We start from the raw sequence: 26,204 nt of genomic DNA, 5'->3' as shown, positions 1-26,204 counted from the left end.
TGAAGTTTGAAAAAGATATTAATGGAATTCAATTTGTAGTAGAAAGAGTCTAGAACCGAAAGCTATTTTCATTGCAACTATTCCTTTTAAATGACCCCTTCTTATATACCATTTTATTGGGTTAAATTAATGGAAAATAATTGCAATTTTAGGTGTATTTTGATATATTTAATATATAAAATATATTATCGAACTTGGTACTTGTTTGTGTATTCAGAAGGAGGTTATTTTTTAAAATAAAGTAAACGCTTACTTTGTATCAAGAAAAAGAAATGAGGATTTTAATGAACAAAAGACTTTTTGATAAACGTTGTCATTATAGCATTCGTAAATTTGCAATAGGTGCAGCATCTGTAATGATTGGGGCCAGTATATTTGGTATTTCAGCTGTACAAGCTGAGGAGGTGGCTTCATCCAATACTCAAACAGAAGAAACAACTGTTCATCAAGCTCAGCCTTTAGATAAGCTTCCCGATGATGTGGCAGCTGCAATCGCAAAGGCTGATGAGAATGGTGGGCGTGAGTTTGTAAAACCAAAAGCTGATTCGACAGAAGACAAAGTGACTAAGGATACGGAACCTACTAGACCTGCTAATGAGGGTAGTCATGAATTGGCTAGACCTAAAGTGGAAACTCCAAACAAAGAAGAAGGAAACAAAGCTGAGAACAAACAGAAACCTGAAGAGACAAATCCAAAGCCTATTGAATCTGCAGCAACAGCTGGAACAGAACTGAAAGAGGATTCTAAAAAAACTTCCGGAAACGACCAGGTAAAAGCAGATACAGAGAGCAAACCTTCTTCTGAAAAAACGCAAGCGCTTTCTAAAGAGCCAAGTAAAGCGGATGTTGAAAAAGAGAAGCAGCTATTATCGGAGCGAAAACAAGATTTTAATAAAGATTGGTATTTTAAACTAAATGCCCAAGGAGATTTTTCAAAAAAAGATGTGGATGTTCATGATTGGTCTAAATTGAATCTTCCTCATGATTGGAGTATTTATTTTGACTTCGATCACAAGTCTCCCGCACGTAATGAAGGTGGCCAGTTAAATGGTGGAACAGCTTGGTATCGTAAGACTTTCACATTAAATGAAGCAGACAAGAATAAGGATGTTCGTATCAATTTTGATGGGGTTTACATGGATTCAAAGGTCTATGTAAATGGTAAATTTGTAGGACATTATCCAAGTGGCTATAATCATTTTTCATATGATATTACAGAATTTTTAAACAAGGATGGTAGTGAAAATTCAATTACTGTTCAAGTGACCAATAAGCAACCAAGCAGTCGTTGGTATTCAGGAAGTGGGATTTATCGTGATGTAACCCTTAGTTATCGTGATAAAGTCCATGTTGCCGAAAATGGTAATCATATCACTACTCCAAAACTTGCTGAGCAAAAAGAAGGGAATGTTGAAACACAGGTTCAAAGTAAGATTAAAAATACGGATAAGAAGGCTGCTAAAGTCTTTGTGGAACAACAAATTTTTACTAAGGAAGGTAAGGTTGTTTCAGAATTAGTGCGCTCTGAAACGAAGAATTTAGCAGAAAATGAAGTTGCAGATTTCAGACAAACAATCCTAGTTAATAAACCAACTCTTTGGACGACAAAAAGTTATCATCCTCAACTGTATGTGCTGAAAACAAAGGTTTATAAAGAAGGTCAACTAGTTGATGTAACAGAAGATACATTTGGTTACCGCTATTTTAATTGGACTGCTAAGGATGGTTTCTCTCTGAATGGTGAACGCATGAAATTCCACGGAGTAAGTATTCACCATGACAATGGAGCCTTGGGTGCAGAAGAGAATTATAAGGCTACTTATCGTAAATTAAAACTCTTGAAAGATATGGGGGTTAACTCTATTCGAACAACCCACAATCCAGCTAGTCCTCAGTTGCTTGATGCTGCGGCTAGTTTAGGTCTTTTGGTTCAAGAGGAAGCCTTTGATACCTGGTATGGTGGCAAGAAGACTTACGACTATGGACGGTTCTTTGATCAAGATGCAACCCATCCTGAAGCTAAAAAGGGTGAGAAGTGGTCTGATTTTGATCTTAGAACAATGGTAGAACGTGATAAGAACAATCCGTCTATCGTCATGTGGTCTCTTGGAAATGAGGTAGAAGAGGCAAATGGTAGTCCTCGTTCTATCGAAACTGCTAAGCGTCTGAAGGCAGTTATCAAAGCGATTGATACTGAACGTTATGTCACCATGGGTGAAAACAAATTTAGTCGTGCAGCGACAGGTGATTTTTTGAAACTTGCAGAAATCATGGATGCTGTGGGGATGAACTATGGTGAACGTTTTTATGATGCGGTTCGTAGTGCTCATCCAGACTGGCTCATTTATGGTTCTGAAACTTCTTCAGCTACTAGAACGCGTGATTCTTATTACAATCCTGCTCAAATCCTTGGACATGATAACCGTCCAAATCGTCACTATGAACAATCTGACTATGGTAATGACCGTGTTGGATGGGGAAGAACAGCTACTGAATCATGGACTTTTGACCGTGATCGTGCTGGCTATGCTGGACAATTTATCTGGACAGGAATTGACTACATCGGTGAACCAACTCCATGGCATAACCAAGATAATACACCTGTAAAAAGTTCTTACTTTGGTATCATCGATACGGCTGGTTTACCGAAGAATGATTTTTACCTTTACCGTAGTGAATGGTATAGTGCTAAAGAAAAGCCAACTGTTCGCATTTTACCACATTGGAACTGGACTGAAGAGACCCTTAAGGATCGTAAGATGCTGGTTGATGGAAAGGTTCCGGTTCGTACCTTCTCAAATGCTGCAAGCGTTGAATTGTTCTTAAATGGAGAGTCACTTGGTAAAAAGGAATTTACTAAGAAAAGGACAGAAGATGGACGTCCATATCATGAGGGGGCTAAACCAAGTGAATTGTATCTTGAGTGGCTTGTAAAATACAAACCAGGCACACTGACTGCGATTGCTCGAGATGAAAAAGGCAACGAAATTGCGCGTGATAGTGTGACAACTGCTGGGGAGCCAGCAAGGGTTCGTCTGACTAAAGAAGAGCATGTTATCACTGCAGATGGAAAAGACCTATCCTACATCCATTACGAAATTGTTGATAGCGAAGGGAATGTGGTTCCGACAGCGAATAATCTTGTTCATTTCAATCTTCATGGTCAGGGACAGATTGTTGGTGTGGATAATGGAGAACAAGCTAGTCGTGAGCGCTACAAAGCTCAAGCAGATGGAACATGGCAAAGACGTGCTTTCAATGGTAGAGGAGTTGTCATTGTAAAATCAACAGAAAAAGAAGGTAAATTTACTCTTTATGCAGATTCTGCTGGTTTAACTTCTGATAGCGCAACGGTCGCAACTGTGTCTGGTAAGAAAGAAAACCGTCACTTTGTAGCCTTTGCTCCTGTAAAAGCAACAACTGATGTGACTAAAAATCCTGAATTGCCTCAAACAGTAACAGCTATTTATAGCGACGGTAGTGTTGAGGAAAAGACTGTAACTTGGGAAATGCCATCTGACTTGCTTACAAGCGCAGGTGAGAAAAAAGTATCTGGACGTGTAGAAGGTTTAGAAACTAAAGCTGAGGCACTTGTTAAAGTGATTGCTTTAGATAGATGGTTACCAAAAGTTGCTACAGTCCCAGTTGGAACGAATGCGGCTGATTTGGATAAAACGGTCACAGCTGTTCTGACAGATGGTAGCTTGATTGATACTGATGTTGTTTCTTGGACCTTGAAAGACCCTGCTGCTTTGAACAAGGAAGGTGGACGTACGGAGGCTACTGGTAAATTGGTAGATGACGACCGTGAAGTGACTGCAACCTTTATCGCAAGTAGTAAGGAAACAACAAGTAGCATTACAGGACTTACTGTTGGGGATAAAGCTCTTGAGAATTTTGAGTCTGGCAAGACCTATTACCGTGTATCCCTTCCTTACACTGCAACTATTCCAAGTGTTGGAGCTCAGACTACCGGATATCAAGTAACTGTTCAGCAAGCTTCTGCTGATAATGGTTATCAGGCTTCTCTCTTCTTGAGTGACCAAAAGGGTAACTTGGTTCAAACTTACTTAATTCAGTTTGTGAAGGAAGCTCCTGCCTTGAAACGTTTGGAAGTAGTTGTAGAAGGAAAAGAAACTGCTACAGAAGATCAAGTCTTAACTTATCGTGTCATTGGTAGTTATGAGGATGGTTCACAAACAGAATTTTCAGCATCAGATATTCACTTAGAAGCTAAGGCATCTGATGGTGGGTATCTTGAGGTGAATGGTCAGAACCTATTGCTCTATACTAAGGGAAGAGTGACTTTGAAACCTCGAATCGATAATCAAACAGAGAAAACAGAATCTGTAACTACTGAAGTGGTGATTAAAGAAAATAAAGTCAGCAAGAAGATTGTGAAACTTCATCCTGTATCTGTTTCTACAGATATTAATCAGCAACCGAATCTACCTAAAGAAGTTGGAGCAGAATTTGATAAGGGCTTGCCACGCAAAGTATCTGTAACTTGGGACAAGGTGGATGAAAAAGAATTGGGGCATTATCATAGCTTTACACTTAAAGGACATGTAGAAGGCACAGACATTGAAGCTCAAGCAACGGTGACAGTTGAAGGTTTACAAGTTGCAGAGGAAATCAGCCTTACTCTTCCTAAGGGTGAGACAGTTCAATTGCCAGCCAATGTGCGTGCTTACCATTCTAACGGAACAACTATCTACAAAGATGTAGTTTGGGATCAGGTTCCAGCCAACTTTAGTCAAACTGAAGGAGTCTATGAAATCAATGGTCGCTTAGTAGGTAGCAATCTGACCACTAAAGCTCATGTTCGAGTGTCTAGTCAAGTTGTTGCTGGAAATAATATCTCTAAACAATGGACAGGTTCGCAATTGCCAGCTGCCATTGTATCCAATACAGGAGGAGATGACTCAGCTAATACCTTGAACGACCTGACTGTGTCAAGAACGCCAACAGACGCTAAAAATAGATGGACTACTTGGAGAACAAATACTGATAATGACTGGGCTTCTATCTTGTTTGGTAATTCAGGAGATTTGACGAAACGTTTTGTCAACAATTTATCAGTTGATTTCTATACTGATGGAGCAATTGGTCTTCCAAAAGAATATGTAGTTGAATATTATGTAGGTAAAGAAATTCCATATTTACCAAGTGATGTCAGCAATGCTCAGCGTGATAGCAATCATCCATTTAATAATCCAGAAAATTGGAAAGCAGTTGAGAACTTGCATGCTCCAGGTCAGCTATCTGCAACTCAAACAAATCACTTCACATTTGACAAGGTAGAAACTTATGCTGTTCGTATTCGTATGAAGAAGGCTGATGGAACATCAGGTGTTGGTCTGACAGAGCTAACTGTCCTTGGAAATAAGGTAGTAAGCTCTACAAGTTCAGAGATTTCTATCAAGGTAGATGGCAAGGAACTTGAACACTTTAATCCATCTAAGACTGATTACTATATTCCTCAATCTAGCAAACAAATCACTGCAACAGCTAGCAATAATGGTTTGGTAACAGTTGTGCCTGCAACTAGTCCAAAAGGTGCAACACGTCTCATCTTAAAAGCAGAAGATGGTACGGTATTGAAAGAATATCGAATCTTCCGCAATGATGAGAGAGAAACTAGTCAACCGCTTGCTGCAGAAAATGGTGCTAAAATCTTGAATGTTGGAGACAATCTTCAACTTCCTTCAGAGGTAGGCGTTTATTACCCAACTTCAACTACTTGGACTACAGAAAAACTTGCAGTGAAGTGGGATGCTATTCCTGAACATGCGACAGAGCATGAGGGAACATTTGAAGTTACCGGTCATGTCATTGGTACAAATCTAACCACTAAAATGCAGGTGACAGTTGTTTCTAAAGGCAATCAAGTCATTTCAGAAAATCCAAACAACAATGAAACGGATTCTAAAGCCTTTGCTTCGACAACGAACGATACACAAGCAGCTTCACATGATAGAATTTTCTATATCAATGATGGAAAATACAATGAAGATGGACGTTGGACAAACTGGTCTCGTACTCCGAAAAATCAAGAAACTTCTGTTGGATTACTCTTTAAGAAGGATGGAAAAATTACTTCTCAATCTATTGGAAAAGTAGCCATTCAGTTCTTTAAAGATAGTGGCACAGATGCTCCAGAGAAAATGGTTCTAGAAAGATATATTGGTCCTGCCTTTACAGAACCAAGTACGATTTCTCGTTATGAAGAAAATGCTGACCATCCATTCAACAAGGCAGAAAATTGGGCACCAATTCCTTACAAAGTTTCTGGAGAATTAGTAGCTGGTAAACCAATTGAGTTTAACTTTGAACCGGTTCAAGCGACAGCTATTCGTGCCCGCATGACTCGTAAGGCTACTACTAATGGCCTAGCGCTTGTAGAATTTACAGCCTACTCTGCAGGCAAGGGAGCAGAAGTCGAAACACCATCAGCGACTATTTCGATTGATGGAAAAGCATTGGAAAACTTTGATCCAAATGTGACAGAGTACACCTTAACAACAATGGGATCCAAACCAAAAGTCACTGCGACAACTAGTGGACACGGAGTAGTCACAGTTGTAGATCATGGAAATACAAATCTTCCAACACTTGTTCGTCTTGTTTCCAAAGATGGGAATCTAGTGAAAGAATATCGTTTACACTTTAAGTCTACCTTCCAAACAACACCGACAGAAGGCGTTAAGAACTTAGTTGCAGAAGTTCCAAGTTTGGAAATTGAAAAGACTCCACTTCCGTTTAAAGAAGTTATTCGTGAAATCCCTGAGCTTGCTCAAGGTAAACGTCGTGTAGTTTCTGAAGGACAAGATGGAGAAAAAGTTGACTATATTCAAGTATCAGGAACTACTAGAACTCTTGTTCATACTGAACAAAGAAAAGCTCAAGATCGTATTATTGAGGTAGGAGTAAAACCATCTATTTCAAATAGTAAGGGTGAGGAGCCTACGCCAGTCAACGAAGTTCCAGAATTCAAAGGCGGTGCTAACTTTGTAGAAGCAGCAGTCAACGAAGTTCCAGAATACACAGGAATTCTTGCCACTGTAGGAGATCAAGCAGCACCAAGCGTTGAGAAACCTGAATTTAAGGGTGGTGTTAATGCTGTAATGGCTCTAGAACATAAACTTCCAGAGTACCGTGGTGTTCTAGCCACAGTAGGTGACCAACCAGCACCGACAGTAGAAAAACCAGAGTTTAAGCTAAGTTCATTAGACAAGGCTCAAACTCAAGAAGTGCCAGTTCAAGTTGCCAAGGAAGACAAGAGATTACCAGAAACAGGTGAGGGAGAATCTGAGACAGCCCTCTTCTTGGCAGGTGTTACCTTGGCCTTGTCAGCAGCCTTATTAACTGCAAAACGCAAAGAGGATTAGTCTGTTCATTTAATACCAGATTAGTAGAAGATAAAAAATGAATCGATTACTTTCGTGTTTGGACGAAAGGAGAGTAGAGGGGCTTTGTCCCCTCTTTTTCTATATGAACGAATAGATTTATGTTCAAGATGCAAGGTGTATAGACTTTATAGTATAATGAATAGAGAGGAAAATAACGATGAAAGTGATTGATCAAACTTTATTAGAAAAAGTCATTATTGAACGTTGTCGTCACAGTCATAAGGGGGATTACGGTCGTCTACTCTTGCTGGGAGGAACCTATCCTTATGGGGGAGCTATTATCATGTCAGCCATTGCAGCAGTTAAAAGTGGGGCTGGTTTGGTGACTGTTGGCACGGATAAGGAGAATATTCCGGCTCTGTACAGTCATTTACCTGAGGCCATGGCATTTTCTCTTCAAGACCAGGAATTGTTAAAAGAGCAGTTAGTAAAGGCAGAAGTTGTCTTGTTAGGTCCGGGTTTGCGAGAGGATGCATTTGGAGAAGAACTCGTAAAACGGGTCTTTGACAGCCTTAGAAAAGACCAGATTTTGATTGCAGATGGCGGTGCTTTGGGCATCTTAGCAAACGGCCAGTTACCGTTTCCTTCCAGTCAGCTCATCCTAACTCCCCACCAAAAGGAATGGGAAAGATTATCTGGTACAGCTCTTGACCATCAAAATACAGAGACGACTGCTAGGGCTCTTTCATCTTTTCCACAAGGAACGATTCTAGTCGAGAAGGGGCCAGCAACTCGTATCTGGCAAGCTGGCAAACCTGAATACTATCAGTTACAGGTTGGAGGCCCCTATCAAGCAAGTGGGGGAATGGGAGATACACTGGCTGGAATGATTGCAGGATTTGCAGGCCAATTCCGACAGGCCAGTCTCTATGAACGTGTGGTGGTAGCGACTCATCTGCACTCAGCCATTGCCCAAGAACTAGCTCAAGAACACTATGTGGTTTTACCAAGTCAGATTAGCTGTGAAATTCCAAAAACAATGAAAAAAATATCCCAAAAAGGCAATTGAAATCTTAATTGCCTTTTTTATGTTTTCACAGCTGATTTATTTTTCTGGTAAGATTTTTAAATACCTCAGAACCAGCAACCAACTGCTGAACTTACGAAAAATTCTCACTTTTAAGGTCTTGATTTTTTATTAAACTCACAAATGAAGCAAGATTGTTAACAAAGTTGAGGGGTGTCAAATCATGCTTTTTTTGATATAATTTTTAATGATGAATGCGAGAAATGATCGGTATGTGGTCGTTGATTTAGAGGCGACCAGCACCGGAAGCAAGGCAAAAATTATTCAAGTAGGCATTGTGGTGATTGAGAATGGTGAAATCATCGATCAGTATGCGACTGATGTCAATCCCCACGAACCCTTGGATTCTCATATCAAAGAATTAACAGGTCTGACCGATCAACGCTTGGCTGCGGCACCAGAGTTTTCTCAGGTGGCCGGAAAAATTTTTGAATTGGTTAAGGACGGTATTTTTGTTGCGCACAATGTACAGTTTGATGCCAACCTCCTTGCAGAATTCCTCTTTTTTGAAGGATATGAATTGCGCACACCGCGGGTGGATACAGTTGAGCTTGCCCAAGTTTTGTATCCTCAGTTTGAAAAGTATAACTTAGGTATCCTTTGTCAAGAGTTGGGCATTGAGCTGGAACATGCCCATACTGCCCTGTCAGATGCTCAGGCAACAGCTGAACTCTTGCTTTACATGCGTCAAAAACTTTTTGAGCTACCAAAAGGGCTTTTAGAAAGCTTGTTAGACCTTGCAGACAACCTTCTCTATGAAAGTTATCTGGTGATTGAGGAGGTCTATCAGCAACAATCTCTCTTGTCTTCGCCAGACTTGATGGAACTTCATGGGCTTTTCCTCAGAAAGGAAAGCAAAGCATTAGTCCCACGAAAGTTATCCAAAGACTTTGCTAAAAACATTTCTTTATTGGGGCTGGAGGAGCGTCCACAACAGCTGGAATTTGCGGAGAAGATTGAGCAATTATTGGAAGAAGACCAGACTTCCTTTATCCAAGCCCAAACGGGACTGGGCAAGACTTATGGTTATCTCCTCCCAGCTTTGAACTTGGAGAGTCAAGCAGGTATCCTAGTGAGTGTTCCGACCAAAATTCTTCAAAATCAGATCATGCAAGAAGAAGGTCAGCGCTTAAAAGAAGTCTTCCATCTGGAAATTCATAGTCTCAAGGGGCCTCAAAATTACTTGAAATTGGATGCTTTTCATCAAATTCTCCATCGACCGGAGTCCAATCGTCTATTTACTCGCTTTAAAATGCAACTGCTCATCTGGCTAACAGAGACAGAGACAGGTGACTTGGACGAAATCGGGCAGCTTTATCGCTACCAGCATTTTCTGCCAGAACTAGTCCACGATGGCAAGCTTTCAAAGAAAAGTTTATTTGCTACAGAGGATTTTTGGAAACGAGGGCAGGAAAAGGTCAAGACCAGTCGCGTCCTCTTGACCAATCATGCCTATCTGGTCACTCGTTTGGAAGACAATCCAGAGTTTGTCGACAACCGTTTGGTAATTTTGGATGAAGCTCAAAAAATGCTGCTAGCTCTCGAAAATCTAGCCCAGCAGGCTTATCGCCTTGAGGAACTTGTAACCCAGCTTGATAAGTCCATAGAGTCAGAGGAAGATTTGGTTCAGAAACGCTTGCTTGAGAGTATCGGCTTTGAATGTCGTTACTTGATGGAGCAGTATCAGTCAGGTCTGAAGAATGGAAAGTGGTTGGATTCTCTCGAACACTTGCGCCAGCATTTTTCGGAGTTAGCTCTCCCAGAGTATCGAGAGCTTGCAAACTTTTTCACCTCGGACCGTGAATTTTGGCTTGCTACAGCCGAGAAATCGAGCAAGGATGTCTTGATTTGTTCAAGTAAAAAAGGCCGCTTTATACTAGCAGACTTATTGCCAGAAGATTGTAGGCTCCTAGGAGTATCGGCCACTCTTGAAATCAGCAATCGGGTTTCCTTAGCAGATTTATTGGGATTTCCAGATGCTCCACTTGTTAGGCTTGATGTAGCAAAACAGGAGCAACAAGAAGTCTTTCTAGTCAATGATTTTCCTCTTGTGACAGAAGTTTCACCTGTTGATTATGCTAGTGAGGTGGCTTCTGTTATCCGAAGGTTACAAGCCTTTCAAGAACCCATACTGGTCTTGTTTACCTCAAAAGAGATGTTGCTGGCAGTCTCAGACCTGCTAGACCAACCGCATCTGGCTCAGTATAAAAATGGGGAGCCAAGCCAACTGAAAAAACGTTTTGAAAAAGGCGAACGGCAGATCTTGCTTGGAACAGGTAGTTTCTGGGAAGGGGTTGATTTTTCAACCCATCCTTGTGTAATTCAAGTGATTCCGAGATTGCCTTTCCAAAACCCCCAAGAACCGTTAACCAAAAAATTAAACCAAGAACTGCGTCAAGAAGGGAAGAATCCTTTCTATGATTATCAGTTACCGATGGCGATTATTCGGTTAAAGCAAGCCCTTGGTCGTACTGTTAGACGACCTGACCAAGGTTCGGTTGCTCTAATCTTAGACAGTCGTGTCGTCAGCAAGCGTTATGGCAAACAAATCGCTCAAGCCTTGTCAAAAGAAAGGACTGTTCAGGTCCTTTCTAGAGACCAGCTAGAGCCTGCTGTAGCTGATTTTCTCCAATCTCGTCGCAATAGAATGAAAGAAAAATCCCAGAAAGAGAAAAGGTAAAAAATATGAAACGTTCACTCGACTCTCGAGTCGATTATAGCCTTCTCCTACCAGTGTTTTGTTTACTGGTGATTGGAGTAGTGGCCATTTATATAGCAGTTAGTCATGACTATCCAAATAATGTATTACCAATTCTAGGTCAGCAAATCGCTTGGATTTCCTTGGGGCTTGTCATTGGATTTGTGGTCATGTTCTTTAATACCGAGTTTTTATGGAAGGTGACTCCCTATCTTTATGGTCTAGGGTTGGCTTTGATGGTTCTCCCTCTTGTTTTCTTCAATCCAAATCTTGTAGCGTCAACAGGTGCCAAGAACTGGGTATCGATTGGTGGAACGACACTTTTCCAGCCATCGGAATTCATGAAGATTTCCTATATCTTGATGTTGGCTCGAGCCATTGTAAGATTCACTCAAAAACACAAGGAATGGCGACGGACTATTCCCTTGGATTTCCTATTGATTGGTTGGATGATCGCCTTTACCATACCAGTCTTGCTCCTCTTAGCCCTACAAAGTGATCTGGGGACTGCCTTGGTCTTTGTAGCTATTTTTTCCGGTATGGTTCTCCTTTCAGGTGTTTCGTGGAAGATTATCATTCCGGTCTTTGTGACAGGAGTGACTGCAGTTGCAGGCTTCATGGCCATCTTTATAAGCAAGGATGGACGTGCCTTCTTGCATCAGATTGGGATGCCAACTTACCAGATTAACCGCATCTTGGCTTGGCTCAATCCCTTTGACTTTGCGCAAACAACGACTTACCAACAGGCGCAGGGACAAATTGCGATTGGAAGTGGTGGCTTGTTTGGACAAGGTTTCAATGTGTCCAATCTCCTCATTCCAGTACGTGAAAGTGATATGATTTTTACCGTAATTGCTGAAGACTTTGGCTTCATTGGTTCGGTCTTTGTCGTTGCTTTATACTTGCTTCTTATTTACCGGATGTTGAAGATTACGCTCAGGTCAAATAACCAGTTCTACACCTACATTTCGACTGGATTTATCATGATGTTGCTCTTCCATATCTTTGAAAATATCGGTGCCGTGACAGGCTTACTTCCTTTGACAGGGATTCCTCTGCCTTTCATCTCTCAAGGGGGCTCCGCAATTATTAGCAACCTCATTGGTGTCGGTCTCCTCTTGTCTATGAGTTACCAGACCAATCTAGCAGAAGAGAAAAGTGGAAAAGTTCCATTCAAACGAAAGAAAGTCGTCCTAAAACAAATCAAATAAGGAGGCCACTATGGCAACAGTAGCAGTTATTTTAGCCCAGGGTTTTGAAGAAATTGAAGCCTTGACAGTAGTTGATGTCTTGCGTCGAGCAAACATTTCTTGTGATATGGTAGGATTTGAAGAGCAGGTGACAGGGTCACATGACATTCAGGTAAAAGCTGACCGTATCTTTGATGGTGATTTGTCCGACTATGACTTGGTAGTTCTTCCAGGTGGTATGCCAGGCTCAGCTCACCTACGGGATAATCCAGCCCTCATTTCACAGATTAAAGCCTTTGACCAAGCTGGAAAGAAAATTGCTGCCATCTGTGCAGCCCCAATTGCTCTTCATCAAGCAAGTATCCTGAAAGACAAGCACTTTACTTGTTATGACGGAGTTCAGGAGCAAATTACTGACGGAATTTATCAAAAGCAAACCGTGGTTGTGGATGGTAATCTAACAACTAGCCGAGGACCATCAACCGCACTTGCCTTTGCCTATGAGTTGGTAGAGCAGTTGGGAGGAGATGCTGAAAGTTTACGAGTCGGCATGCTCTATCGAGATGTCTTTGGAAATCAACAGTAAAACGAGAGTTCGGCTCTCGTTTTTTAATTTACTCCATTTCTAAAAAATGTTTCATATGATTGTCTTACGCTTTTATATCAATCTTTTATAAATCAATCAAGCTTTGTCTAGCATAAGAAGGAAATCTATCTCTAGAAATGTTAGTGGTTTCAAGTTGTTAGATAGAATACTTCAGATTGTTACTGAAATCAAAAGATTCTTGAAAAAGATAGAATATTCAACAAATGCTATATTAAACGGTCTTATCATGCGAATTAATCTGCTTGTATTAATTTGAAATATAAAGTACTTTCTCTGTAATGTAATTGAAACATGTTACTAGTATATTAAAATTAGTCAGAATTTTTTGCATATACGAAACTGGGGGAGTGATATGTTGGAAACTTTTGGAAAAATATTCAAAGTCATTAGAGAATCAAAAAAAATGTCCCTGAAAGAGGTAGCTGCTGGTGATATTTCCGTGGCTCAGCTATCCCGTTTTGAACGGGGAGTCAATGGGATCACACTTGATTCTTTTTATTGCTGTTTAAAAAATATGGCCGTTTCCCTAGAGGAGTTTCAGTATGTTTACCATAATTACATTGATTCAGATGATGTGCTGTTCTCAAAAAAAGTAGCTGATGCATATCAGGAAAACAATGTTGTCAAGCTCCAAAATATTTTGTCAAGCTCAGAAGCATTGACCGAACAGTTTCCTGAGAAAAAAAACTATAAACTCAATACAATCATTGTCAGGGCCCTCTTGTCCTCCTGTTGCTCAGATTTTCAGATTAGCAAGAAGGATATAGAATTCCTGACGGATCATCTCTTTTCTGTTGAGGAGTGGGGACGTTATGAACTCTGGCTTTTTACAAACAGTGTTGATTTGATGACCTTGGAAACGCTGGAAACCTTCGCTAGTGAGATGATCAATCGTACCCAGTTTTATAACAACCTACCTGAAAATCGCCGCCGTATTATCAAGATGCTACTTAATGTCATTAGCGTCTGTATAGAAGGAAACCATCTGCTAGTTGCTATGAGGTTTCTCAATTATCTCGACCACTCTAAAATCCCTGAAACAGATCTATATGATCGAACGCTGATTAAGTATCATAGGGCTCTGTATGCCTACAAGGTTGGGAATACTAATGCTCTCAGTGACATCGAGCAATGCCTATCTTTTTTTGAATTTTTAGATTCCTTTGGTGTTGCCCAAAAACTTAAAGAACAGTTTGAAAGAATTTGCCTTTCATAGTTGTAGATGTGCAACAAAAAATGATCATTTTGAAAAATATACTAGAATAAGGGCATAACTTTATACTAAATTCAGAAGGAGGCTTTATGATGGAGAAAAAGATTCATTATAAGATGCATAAAGTTAAGAAAAACTGGGTAGCCATTGCTTTGACGACCTTGGCCCTTATTGTAGCACCAAAGGTACTTGGTCTAGAACCAGGCGTTGTCCATGCGGATGATGTAAAGCAGGTTGTGGTTCAAGAACCTGCTACAGCTCAGACTAGTGATCCGGGTCAGCAAACTCCAGCCCAAGCTAAAATAGCATCTGAGCAAGAAGCAGAAAAAGCAACCCCTGCAGACAAGGTGACAGGCGATGTTGCTGCTAGTGAAAAACCTGCTAAACCAGCAGAAAATACAGAAGCAACAGTTCAAACCAATGCTCAAGAGCCTGCTAAACCAGCAGATACGAAAGAAGCATCTACAGAAAAGGCTGCTGTTGCTGAAGAAGTTAAAGCTGCTAATGCAATCACAGAAACTCCTAAAACAGAAGTAGCAGACCAGGATAAACAAGCAAGGCCAACAACTGCCCAAGAGCAAGATGACAACAAACGAGAAAAAACGGCTGTTGAAGACAAAATTGTTGCAAATCCAAAGGTTGTAAAGAAAGATCGCTTGCCCGAACCTGCTCAAAAACAAGGAGTAGTAGCTGAAAGAATGGTAGCAGATCAGGCTCAACCTGCACCTGTAAATGCTGACCATGATGATGATGTCCTATCTCATATTAAGACCATTGATGGTAAAAATTACTATGTTCAGGACGATGGTACAGTTAAAAAGAACTTTGCAGTTGAACTTAATGGTAGAATACTTTATTTTGATGCAGAAACTGGTGCCTTAGTTGATTCAAATGAATATCAGTTCCAACAAGGAACCAGCAGTCTCAATAATGAATTCTCTCAAAAGAATGCTTTTTACGGCACGACTGACAAGGATATCGAAACTGTAGACGGTTATTTGACAGCAGATAGCTGGTATCGTCCAAAGTTCATCTTAAAAGATGGAAAAACATGGACGGCTTCGACAGAAACAGACTTACGTCCCCTTTTGATGGCTTGGTGGCCTGATAAGCGTACTCAGATTAATTACCTCAACTATATGAACCAGCAAGGTCTGGGAGCAGGTGCTTTTGAAAACAAAGTTGAACAAGCTCTCCTGACAGGAGCTTCTCAGCAGGTTCAGCGCAAGATTGAGGAAAAAATTGGTAAAGAAGGCGATACCAAATGGTTGAGAACGCTGATGGGTGCCTTTGTCAAAAACCAGCCAAATTGGAATATCAAGTCAGAGTCTGAAACAACTGGTACTAAAAAGGACCACTTGCAGGGTGGAGCTTTGCTTTATACTAATAATGAGAAGAGCTCTCATGCTGACTCTAAGTTCCGTCTGCTTAACCGTACCCCTACTAGTCAAACAGGTAAACCTAAGTACTTCATTGACAAGTCAAACGGTGGTTATGAGTTCTTGCTCGCTAACGACTTTGACAACTCTAATCCAGCTGTTCAGGCCGAACAACTCAACTGGTTGCATTTTATGATGAACTTTGGAAGCATCGTAGCCAATGATCCGACTGCTAATTTTGATGGAGTTCGTGTCGATGCGGTGGACAATGTCAACGCAGACTTGCTCCAAATCGCATCTGACTACTTCAAGTCTCGCTACAAGGTGGGAGAAAGTGAAGAAGAAGCCATTAAGCATTTGTCTATCTTGGAAGCTTGGTCTGATAACGATCCTGACTACAACAAAGATACTAAAGGCGCTCAACTAGCAATTGACAACAAGCTACGCTTGTCCTTGCTTTATTCATTCATGCGTAATCTATCTATCCGTAGCGGAGTAGAGCCAACGATTACAAATAGTTTAAATGACCGTTCTTCTGAAAAGAAAAATGGCGAACGGATGGCTAACTATATCTTTGTGCGGGCCCATGACAGTGAAGTACAAACCGTTATTGCTGACATCATCCGGGAAAATATCAATCCAAATACGGATGGTTTGACCTTTACCATGGATGAACTCAAGCAAGCCTTCAAGATCTACAACGAAGATATGCGCAAGGCAGACAAGAAGTATACGCAGTTCAACATCCCAACTGCTCACGCTCTCATGCTCTCCAATAAAGACTCTATCACTCGGATCTACTATGGTGACCTCTATACCGATGATGGTCAATACATGGAGAAAAAATCTCCTTACCACGATGCTATTGATGCCTTGTTGCGTGCTCGTATTAAGTATGTAGCAGGTGGACAAGACATGAAAGTCACTTATATGGGTGTACCTCGTGAGGCTGATAAATGGTCTTATAATGGTATTTTGACTTCTGTTCGCTACGGTACTGGTGCCAATGAAGCAACAGATGAAGGAACAGCAGAAACTCGTACTCAAGGGATGGCTGTGATTGCTTCAAACAACCCTAACCTCAAGTTAAATGTATGGGATAAACTGCAAGTCAATATGGGAGCAGCCCACAAGAATCAATACTATCGCCCTGTACTTTTGACGACCAAAGATGGTATTTCCCGCTATCTAACTGACGAAGAAGTGCCGCAATCGCTCTGGAAGAAGACAGATGCTAATGGTATTTTGACCTTTGATATGAATGATATTGCAGGCTACAGCAATGTACAGGTTTCTGGATATCTGGCTGTTTGGGTACCAGTTGGCGCTAAGGCAGATCAGGATGCTCGTACAAAAGCAAGCAAGAAGAAAAACGCTAGTGGTCAAGTTTATGAATCTAGCGCAGCTCTTGATTCTCAGTTGATTTACGAAGGCTTCTCTAACTTCCAAGACTTTGCAACCCGCGATGACCAATATACTAATAAAGTCATTGCTAAAAATGTCAACCTCTTCAAGGAATGGGGAGTAACTTCATTTGAGCTACCACCTCAGTATGTATCTAGCCAAGACGGTACTTTCTTAGATTCTATCATTCAGAATGGTTATGCCTTTGAAGACCGCTACGATATGGCGATGAGCAAGAACAATAAATATGGATCTTTAAAAGATTTGCTCAATGCTCTTCGTGCGCTTCACAGTGTCAATATCCAAGCCATCGCGGACTGGGTACCAGACCAAATCTATAACCTACCAGGTAAGGAAGTGGTAACAGCAACACGTGTCAACAACTACGGAACCTACCGCGAAGGCTCAGAAATCAAGGAAAAACTCTATGTAGCTAATAGTAAGACCAATGGGACTGATTTCCAAGGTAAGTACGGTGGGGCCTTCTTGGATGAGCTTAAAGCTAAATATCCAGAAATCTTTGAACGAGTACAGATTTCCAATGGTCAAAAGATGACAACAGATGAGAAGATTACCAAGTGGTCGGCTAAGTACTTCAATGGTACCAATATCTTAGGTCGTGGTGCTTACTATGTTCTTAAAGACTGGGCTAGCAACGACTACCTCACTAACAAAAATGGCGAGATAGTATTGCCTAAGCAATTAGTTAATAAGAATGCTTACACAGGATTTGTTAGTGATGCCAATGGTACCAAGTTCTATTCAACTAGTGGTTATCAAGCTAAAAATTCCTTTATCCAAGATGAAAATGGAAATTGGTATTACTTCGATAAACGAGGCTATCTTGTAACAGGTGCTCATGAAATTGATGGCAAGCACGTTTATTTCTTGAAGAATGGTATTCAACTTCGTGATTCTATCCGTGAAGATGAAAATGGTAATCAGTACTACTATGATCAAACTGGTGCCCAAGTTCTCAACCGTTACTACACTACTGATGGTCAAAACTGGCGTTACTTTGATGCCAAGGGCGTTATGGCTCGAGGTCTTGTCAAGATAGGAGATGGACAGCAATTCTTTGATGAAAACGGCTATCAGGTTAAGGGCAAGATTGTGAGTGCTAAAGATGGCAAACTTCGTTACTTTGACAAGGATTCAGGAAATGCTGTTATCAATCGTTTTGCTCAAGGTGATAACCCAAGTGATTGGTACTATTTCGGAGCAGATGGAGTTGCAGTGACAGGTCTTCAAAAGATTGGTCAACAAACACTTTACTTTGACCAAGATGGCAAGCAAGTCAAGGGTAAAATCGTGACACTTTCAGATAAGAGTATCCGTTACTTTGATGCCAACTCAGGAGAAATGGCGGTCGGCAAGTTTGCTGAAGGTGCCAAGAACGAATGGTATTACTTTGACAAAACTGGTAAAGCAGTGACAGGTCTTCAAAAGATTGGCAAACAAACACTTTACTTTGACCAAGATGGTAAGCAAGTCAAGGGTAAAGTAGTAACTTTGGCTGATAAATCCATCCGTTACTTTGATGCCGACTCAGGAGAAATGGCAGTCGGCAAGTTTGCAGAAGGTGCCAAGAACGAATGGTATTACTTTGACCAAACTGGTAAAGCAGTGACAGGCCTTCAAAAGATTGACAAACAAACACTTTACTTCGACCAAGATGGCAAGCAAGTCAAGGGCAAAATCGTGACACTTTCAGATAAGAGTATCCGTTACTTTGATGCTAACTCAGGAGAGATGGCAACCAACAAGTTTGTCGAAGGTTCCCAAAATGAGTGGTACTATTTTGATCAAGATGGAAAAGCAGTGACAGGCTTGCAGCAGGTTGGTCAACAGACTCTCTATTTCACGCAAGACGGCAAGCAAGTCAAAGGAAAAGTTGTTGATGTGAATGGGGTTAGTCGATATTTCGATGCCAATTCAGGGGATATGGCTCGAAGCAAATGGATTCAACTTGAAGATGGAAGTTGGATGTATTTTGACCGCGATGGTAGAGGTCAAAACTTCGGAAGAAACTAATCGAATTTAGCTCAATAAAAATCAAACTTTATCTGATGATATACAAAAACGATAACACCTTAAAAGGACGTTATCGTTTTTTGCCTGTTTGGAGAATAAATTACAATTGAAAAGAAAGATGGAATCATTGGGAACTGTAATGAATTAACAAGGGACTCCATATTGGAATAATCTTTTTCTGCACTCTATTGTGGTATTCAAAGCAATGAGTATTCTATTTTTAAAGTTTGAAAATCCAAAAGCGTTTCGTTTGTGAACAATGACGCGGTTGTTAGTAGTTTCTATTCTTTAATTTGTACATTTGAGATAAGAAAGATTTTGCTTGATTATTTATAGAGGAGCTATTCTTCACAAAAAGGCTCCATAGATGCAATAGTGTTTTACTCTCTATATAAATTATAGAGCCGAAAAATCTAGGAAATCATCGCTTTTTTCATAAAAAAATGGTATAATGAAGGGTATGAAATATCACGACTATATATGGGATTTAGGTGGTACCCTATTGGATAATTATGAGACTTCTACTGCAGCCTTTGTAGAAACCTTAGCCCAATACGGAATAGAGCAAGAACACGACCGAGTCTACGAAGCTTTGAAGGTTTCGACAGCTTTTGCCATCGAGAAGTTTGCACCAGATATCGAGGATTTTTTAGAGAACTATAAAGAAAATGAAGCGCGTGAGCTAGAACATCCAGTTTTGTTTGAGGGAATTCCAGAATTACTCAAAGACGTTTCGGACAAGGGTGGTCGCCATTTCTTGGTTTCTCATCGAAATGACCAAGTTCTAGAACTTCTTGCTAAGACCCAGATAGCGAACTACTTCACCGAGGTGGTGACCGCCAGTTCTGGCTTTAAACGAAAACCAGATCCTGAGTCCATGATTTATTTACGTGATAAATATCATATTACATCTGGTTTGGTCATTGGTGACAGAAATATAGATGTAGAAGCAGGTAAAGCTGCTGGCTTAGATGCCTATCTTTTTAATAACGTTGCGACATTGAGACAAGCAATAGACATGTAAGAAAAGGGAAAAAATGACAGAAGAAATCAAAAATCAACAGGCACAGGATTATGATGCCAGTCAAATTCAAGTTTTGGAGGGACTTGAAGCTGTTCGTATGCGTCCAGGTATGTATATTGGATCGACTTCAAAAGAAGGTCTTCACCATCTAGTATGGGAAATCGTTGATAACTCAATTGACGAAGCCCTAGCTGGATTTGCCAGTCACATCCAAGTCTTTATAGAGCCAGATAACTCCATCACCGTAGTGGATGATGGGCGTGGAATTCCTGTTGATATTCAGGAAAAGACAGGACGTCCCGCTGTTGAGACCGTCTTTACAGTTCTTCACGCTGGAGGAAAATTCGGCGGTGGCGGTTACAAGGTTTCAGGTGGATTGCACGGTGTAGGTTCATCAGTAGTAAACGCTCTTTCAACGCAACTAGATGTTCATGTCCACAAAAATGGTAAGATTCATTACCAAGAATACCGTCGTGGTCATGTTGTTGCTGATCTTGAGGTGGTTGGAGATACGGATAAAACGGGAACAACAGTTCACTTCACACCAGATCCAGAGATTTTTACAGAAACAACAACTTTTGACTTTGAAAAATTAAACAAACGTATTCAAGAACTAGCCTTTTTGAATCGAGGCCTTCGAATCTCCATCACAGATAGGCGTGAAGGTCTCGAACAGACTAAACATTACCACTATGAGGGTGGGATTGCTAGCTACGTTGAATATATCAACGAGAACAAGGATGTGATCTTTGATACACCAATCTACACAGACGGTGAGATGGATGATATCACAGTTGAAGTAGCCATGCAGTACACAACCGGTTACCACGAAAACGTTATGAGTTTCGCCAATAACATTCACACCCATGAAGGTGGAACACATGAGCAAGGTTTCCGTACAGCTCTGACGCGTGTTATCAATGATTATGCCCGCAAGAATAAGCTACTAAAAGACAATGAAGATAACCTAACAGGAGAAGATGTCCGTGAAGGTTTGACAGCAGTTATCTCAGTTAAGCATCCAAATCCGCAGTTTGAAGGACAAACCAAGACCAAACTGGGGAATAGTGAAGTAGTCAAGATTACCAATCGCCTCTTCAGCGATGCCTTCTCTGATTTCCTCATGGAAAATCCTCAGATTGCTAAGCGTATCGTGGAAAAAGGGATTTTGGCTGCCAAGGCTCGTGTGGCTGCCAAGCGTGCGCGTGAAGTCACTCGTAAGAAATCTGGCTTGGAAATTTCCAATTTGCCAGGAAAACTAGCAGACTGTTCTTCTAACAACCCTGCTGAAACTGAACTCTTCATCGTCGAAGGAGACTCAGCTGGTGGATCAGCCAAATCTGGTCGTAACCGTGAGTTCCAGGCTATCCTTCCAATTCGTGGTAAAATCTTGAACGTTGAAAAAGCTAGCATGGATAAAATCCTTGCCAACGAAGAAATTCGCAGCCTTTTCACAGCCATGGGAACAGGATTTGGGGCAGAATTTGATGTCACTAAGGCTCGTTACCAAAAACTCGTTTTGATGACCGATGCCGATGTTGATGGAGCCCACATTCGAACTCTCTTGCTAACCTTGATTTATCGCTATATGAAACCAATCTTAGAAGCTGGATATGTCTACATTGCCCAACCGCCAATTTACGGAGTAAAAGTTGGAAGTGAGATTAAAGAATACATCCAGCCAGGTGCGGATCAAGAAATTAAACTCCAAGAAGCCTTAGCACGTCATAGTGAAGGGCGTTCAAAACCAACCATCCAACGTTATAAAGGTTTGGGAGAAATGGATGACCACCAATTGTGGGAAACAACCATGGATCCTGAACATCGCTTGATGGCGCGTGTTTCGATAGATGATGCTGCCGAAGCAGATAAAATCTTTGATATGTTGATGGGAGATCGAGTAGAACCTCGTCGCGAATTTATCGAAGAAAACGCTGTTTACAGTACACTTGACGTCTAAAAAATGTGGGAAATAGTTCCCTTGGTTTAAAAAATATGATATAATCATTACGATTGTTTCTAGTATAAAAGGAGTTTGATATGTCTAATGGACAACTAATTTATCTAATGGTTGCAATTGCAGTCATTCTGATCTTAGCTTATGTAACAGCCATCTTTTTACGTAAGCGTAATGTAAGCAGATTAACGGCCCTTGAAGAAAGAAAAGAAGAACTCTACAACCTTCCTGTAAATGATGAGGTTGAAGCCGTTAAAAACATGCACTTGATTGGTCAAAGTCAGGTGACCTTCCGTGAATGGAACCAAAAATGGGTTGATTTATCTCTGAACTCATTTGCTGATATCGAAAATCACCTCTTTGAAGCTGAAAGCTACAACAATTCTTTCCGTTTTTTCAAAGCTGCTCACAAGATTGATCAAATTGAAAGCCAAATCGGCTTGATTGAAGAAGATATTGCAGCTATTCGCAATGCCCTTTCTGATCTTGAAAAACAAGAATCTAAGAATAGTGGCCGTGTCCTTCATGCCTTGGACTTGTTTGAATCCCTTCAACATACCGTTGCAGAAGACTCGGAGAAATATGGGAAGGCCCTTCCTGAGATTGAGAAACAATTGGAAAACATCCAATCTGAATTCTCTCAATTTGTTACCCTAAATTCATCAGGTGACCCGGTTGAAGCGGCAGCAATTCTTGATTCAACTGAAAATCATATTCTCGCTTTGACACACATCGTTGAGCGAATTCCAGCTCTTGTTGAAACCTTGACAAAGGAACTGCCAGAACAATTGGCAGATTTGGAAGAAGGTTATCGCAAGCTGTTGGATGCCAACTACCACTTTACAGAAACAGATATTGAATCCCGTTTCCAACTTTTGCATGAGTCTTTGAAAAATAATCAAGAAAATATTCGTCAGTTGGAATTGGACAATGCAGAGTATGAAAATAATCGCATCCAAGAAGAAATCAACGCACTTTATGATATCTTCACTCGTGAAATTGCAGCTCAAAAAGTGGTTGAAAGTCTTCTTTCGACATTACCAACTTATCTCAACCACTTGAAAGAAAATAATCAGGTGCTTGTTCAAGATCTTGAACGTTTGACTAAAACCTACCTTCTTCCTGAAAGCGATGGCAATCATGTTCGTCGTCTTCAAGCAGAATTGGCTGCACTTGATACAGCAATCATGGAAGTGACAGAGGATCAAGGTGAGTCAACACAAGCCTACTCTGCTCTTGAAGAACAGTTGGAAATGCTTCAAAGCAACCTCAAGGATATAGAGGATGAGCAAATCTCTGTTAGCGAACGACTTGCCCAAATTGAAAAAGACGACCTCAATGCTCGCCAAAAAGCAAATGTCTATGTGAACCGTTTGCATACTATCAAACGTTACATGGAGAAGAGAAACTTGCCAGGTATTCCTCAAAGTTTCTTGAAACTTTTCTTTACTGCAAGTCATAACACAGAAGATTTGATGGCAGAGTTAGAACAACCACAAGTGAATATTGAATCGGTTAAACGAATTCTTGAAGTCGCAACAAATGATATGGAAGCACTTGAAACAGAAACCTATGATATCGTTCAATATGCAACCTTGACTGAGCAACTACTCCAATACTCAAACCGTTACCGTTCATTTGATGAGCGTATCCAAGAGGCCTTCAACGAAGCGCTTGAAATTTTTGAAAAAGAGTTTGACTACCAGGCATCATTTGAAAAAATTTCACAAGCCTTGGAAGTTGCTGAACCAGGGGTTACAAACCGTTTTGTAACTTCATATGAGAAAACACGTGAAGCGATTCGTTTTTAAAAATAGAAGCTTAGAAGATTTCTAAGCTTTTTTCTTTTCCTAAAAAAAGACAGAATCCCTGTTTATCATTGAAATAATAGCCTCGATTTGATATGATGGAAATATGAAAAAAAATAGAGCGAAACGTGTTTCTCACGATAAAACGAGAAGGCTATTGCTTTCCTTTGTTGGAATCTTAGGAATTGCTACGATTCTATTAGGGAGTGCTATTGGTTATAAGCTACTACAAAAGCAATCTTACGAACAAAAAATTGAAGCGCTAAAAAGCGAAAAGGACCTGCAATTCAACTCAGGTAGTCAGAAGGACCATTTTCGAAAAGGCCAAGCTGAGGTGATTGCCTACTACCCTCTGCAAGGAGAAGAAGTCATTGCGTCTGTTAGAGAAAAAATCAACCAGGATATCAAAGAAAAGCTGGAAGATAAAGAGGATTTGGTCTTTTATTATACCGAGCAGTTGGACCCCGTCTTAAAGGGAGTTGTTGCTCGTAATATCAGCAAGCAAGTCTATGATTTGTCTGCATTAAAGGTTGAAGAAAAAGAAAAGACTTCCTTAGGGAAAATTTTCTTAACTGAAGATGGGAAAGATTTTGACCTCAGTAGACTTTTCAAAGATGCAAGCAAGGCTAAGGAACTCTTACTGACTCAAATCAAATCAACTCTAGAAGATAAGAAACTTGACCAGGAAAAAATTGATCAAGTTATAAAGAGCTTCACAGACCAAGAATTGACATCTTGGAGCTTTGATTATAAGGATAGTCAAATCATCCTTTATCCTGCTAATGCTGGAGAGACTGTTGAGGAAATTGCTTTACCAATATCCAGTTTCTTTGATGTCATTGAGTCTTCTTATCTATTAGAAAAGGATGCTGAACTTTACCAAGCATACTTTGCTAAGAAAAATAAAAAGGTTGTAGCCTTGACCTTTGACGATGGTCCAAATCCAACTACAACCACGCAGGCTTTGGATACTTTAGCTAAATATGGTGTAAAAGCAACCTTCTTTGTACTTGGTAAAAACATTGCAGGTAATGAAAATCTTCTAAAACGAATGAAATCAGAAGGTCATGTTGTAGGAAACCACAGCTGGAGTCATCCCGTTCTTTCACAACTTTCGCTCGAAGATGCTAAAAAGCAAATCACTGATACAGAAGATCTGTTAACTCAAGTTTTAGGATCAAGCTCTAAACTGATGCGCCCACCTTATGGTGCCATCACTGATGATATTCGAAACGGCCTTGATTTAAGCTTCATCATGTGGGACGTGGATAGTTTGGACTGGAAGAGTAAAAATGAGACAGCCATTTTGACAGAGATTCAACGTCAGGTTCGCAATGGTTCTATAATCCTCATGCATGATATCCATGGTCCTTCAGTTAATTCTCTACCAAGTGTCATTGAGTATTTAAAGGGTGAAGGGTATACATTTGTGACCGTTCCTGAATTGCTCAATTCTCGCTTGAAAGCTCACGAGATCTATTACGATCGTGATCAATAATTGTTAAAATCTAAAGGGGCAAGTGTTCTGATAATCAGGATTTTGTTTCTTTAGATTTTCTTCACATAGAAAGGAAAAACGATGAAATCTTACACCCTTAATAATGGAGTTTCAATTCCTGTACTAGGATTTGGAACATGGAAAGCTGAAAATGGAGAGGTAGCCTACCAAGCCGTTTTAGAAGCCTTAAAGGATGGTTATCGACATATCGATACTGCAGCTATCTATAAAAATGAGGAAAGTGTTGGTCGCGCTATTCGAGATAGCGGTCTTCCACGACAAGAAATCTTTGTAACGACCAAACTCTGGAATACCAATCACAGCTATGATGAAGCACGCCAAGCATTTGAAGAATCAATGGAAAAACTGGGATTGGATTATCTAGATTTGTACCTTATCCATTGGCCGAATCCAAAACCTTTAAGAGAAAATGACGAATGGAAAACTCGCAATGCTGAAGTCTGGAGAGCGATGGAGGACCTGTACCAAGAAGGTAAAGTCCGTGCTATCGGCGTTAGTAATTTCCTTCCCCATCATTTGGATGCCTTGCTTGAGACAGCAAGAGTCATTCCAGCGGTCAATCAGGTGCGCTTGGCACCAGGAGTTTATCAAGAGGAAGTGGTTGACTACTGTAGAGAGAAAGGAATTCTCTTAGAGGCTTGGGGACCTTTTGGCCAAGGAGAGTTGTTTGAACAGAAAGAAGTCCAAGAAATTGCTGCTAAGCATGGGAAATCAGTGGCTCAAATCGCCTTGGCTTGGAGTTTGGCAGAAGGCTTTTTACCCCTACCTAAGTCAGTGACAGCCTCTCGTATCCAGAGCAATCTTGACTGTTTTGGAATTGAACTCAGCAAAGACGAGCGAGAAATCTTAAAGACAATTTCAGTGACTTCGGGCGCACCTCGTGTGGATGAGATGGATTTTTAGTTTGTGAAATCTATTTATACCGAAATAAC

12 protein-coding genes are annotated in these 26,204 nt (G+C 40.6%); all 12 read left to right on the top strand.

Going from position 1 to position 26,204, the window contains the following annotated elements:
* The first annotated feature begins 284 nt into the window (after positions 1–284).
* Positions 285–7,391, top strand: coding sequence for an SIALI-17 repeat-containing surface protein (locus tag M1F65_RS04360; protein WP_247925545.1), 7,107 nt, complete (start codon positions 285–287; stop codon positions 7,389–7,391).
* Between the two features lie 178 nt (positions 7,392–7,569).
* Positions 7,570–8,421 carry an NAD(P)H-hydrate dehydratase gene (locus M1F65_RS04355; protein WP_247925544.1) on the top strand — a complete coding sequence of 284 codons (852 nt, stop codon included), beginning with the start codon at positions 7,570–7,572 and terminating at the stop codon, positions 8,419–8,421.
* A gap of 208 nt (positions 8,422–8,629) precedes the next feature.
* A complete protein-coding gene (locus tag M1F65_RS04350) occupies positions 8,630–11,119 on the top strand; it encodes a bifunctional DnaQ family exonuclease/ATP-dependent helicase (RefSeq protein WP_425608243.1) in 2,490 nt (829 codons plus the stop codon).
* 5 nt (positions 11,120–11,124) lie between these two features.
* Entirely contained in the window at positions 11,125–12,348 is a 1,224-nt protein-coding gene (locus M1F65_RS04345; protein ID WP_139689324.1) for an FtsW/RodA/SpoVE family cell cycle protein, read from the top strand.
* A gap of 10 nt (positions 12,349–12,358) precedes the next feature.
* The gene (locus M1F65_RS04340) at positions 12,359–12,913 is read left to right on the top strand and encodes a DJ-1 family glyoxalase III (RefSeq protein ID WP_139689323.1); all 555 of its coding nucleotides are present in this window, start codon (positions 12,359–12,361) and stop codon (positions 12,911–12,913) included.
* A gap of 373 nt (positions 12,914–13,286) precedes the next feature.
* Positions 13,287–14,150, top strand: a complete 864-nt coding sequence (locus tag M1F65_RS04335) for a helix-turn-helix domain-containing protein (protein ID WP_044021065.1) — start codon at positions 13,287–13,289, stop codon at positions 14,148–14,150.
* An 86-nt stretch (positions 14,151–14,236) separates the two neighbouring features.
* Entirely contained in the window at positions 14,237–18,964 is a 4,728-nt protein-coding gene (locus M1F65_RS04330) for a glycoside hydrolase family 70 protein (RefSeq protein WP_247925542.1), read from the top strand.
* Positions 18,965–19,424: 460 nt separating this feature from the next.
* Positions 19,425–19,988 carry an HAD-IA family hydrolase gene (locus M1F65_RS04325; RefSeq protein ID WP_025168831.1) on the top strand — a complete coding sequence of 188 codons (564 nt, stop codon included), beginning with the start codon at positions 19,425–19,427 and terminating at the stop codon, positions 19,986–19,988.
* A 13-nt stretch (positions 19,989–20,001) separates the two neighbouring features.
* Positions 20,002–21,948: a DNA topoisomerase (ATP-hydrolyzing) subunit B gene (gene gyrB, locus M1F65_RS04320; RefSeq protein WP_247925541.1), complete on the top strand. Its 1,947-nt coding sequence runs from the start codon at positions 20,002–20,004 to the stop codon at positions 21,946–21,948.
* Between the two features lie 80 nt (positions 21,949–22,028).
* Complete coding sequence (ezrA, locus tag M1F65_RS04315; RefSeq protein WP_247925540.1) at positions 22,029–23,756, top strand: septation ring formation regulator EzrA; 1,728 nt, start codon at positions 22,029–22,031, stop codon at positions 23,754–23,756.
* 103 nt (positions 23,757–23,859) lie between these two features.
* Positions 23,860–25,251: a peptidoglycan-N-acetylglucosamine deacetylase PgdA gene (pgdA, locus tag M1F65_RS04310; protein ID WP_247925539.1), complete on the top strand. Its 1,392-nt coding sequence runs from the start codon at positions 23,860–23,862 to the stop codon at positions 25,249–25,251.
* Positions 25,252–25,332: 81 nt separating this feature from the next.
* Positions 25,333–26,175, top strand: a complete 843-nt coding sequence (locus tag M1F65_RS04305) for an aldo/keto reductase (protein ID WP_247925538.1) — start codon at positions 25,333–25,335, stop codon at positions 26,173–26,175.
* The last annotated feature ends 29 nt before the right edge of the window (positions 26,176–26,204 follow it).

Origin of the sequence: Streptococcus oralis, assembly GCF_023109195.1 — a bacterium.
Classification (GTDB): Bacteria; Bacillota; Bacilli; order Lactobacillales; family Streptococcaceae; genus Streptococcus; species Streptococcus oralis_BV.
This window is presented reverse-complemented; position numbering and strand designations above follow the sequence as displayed.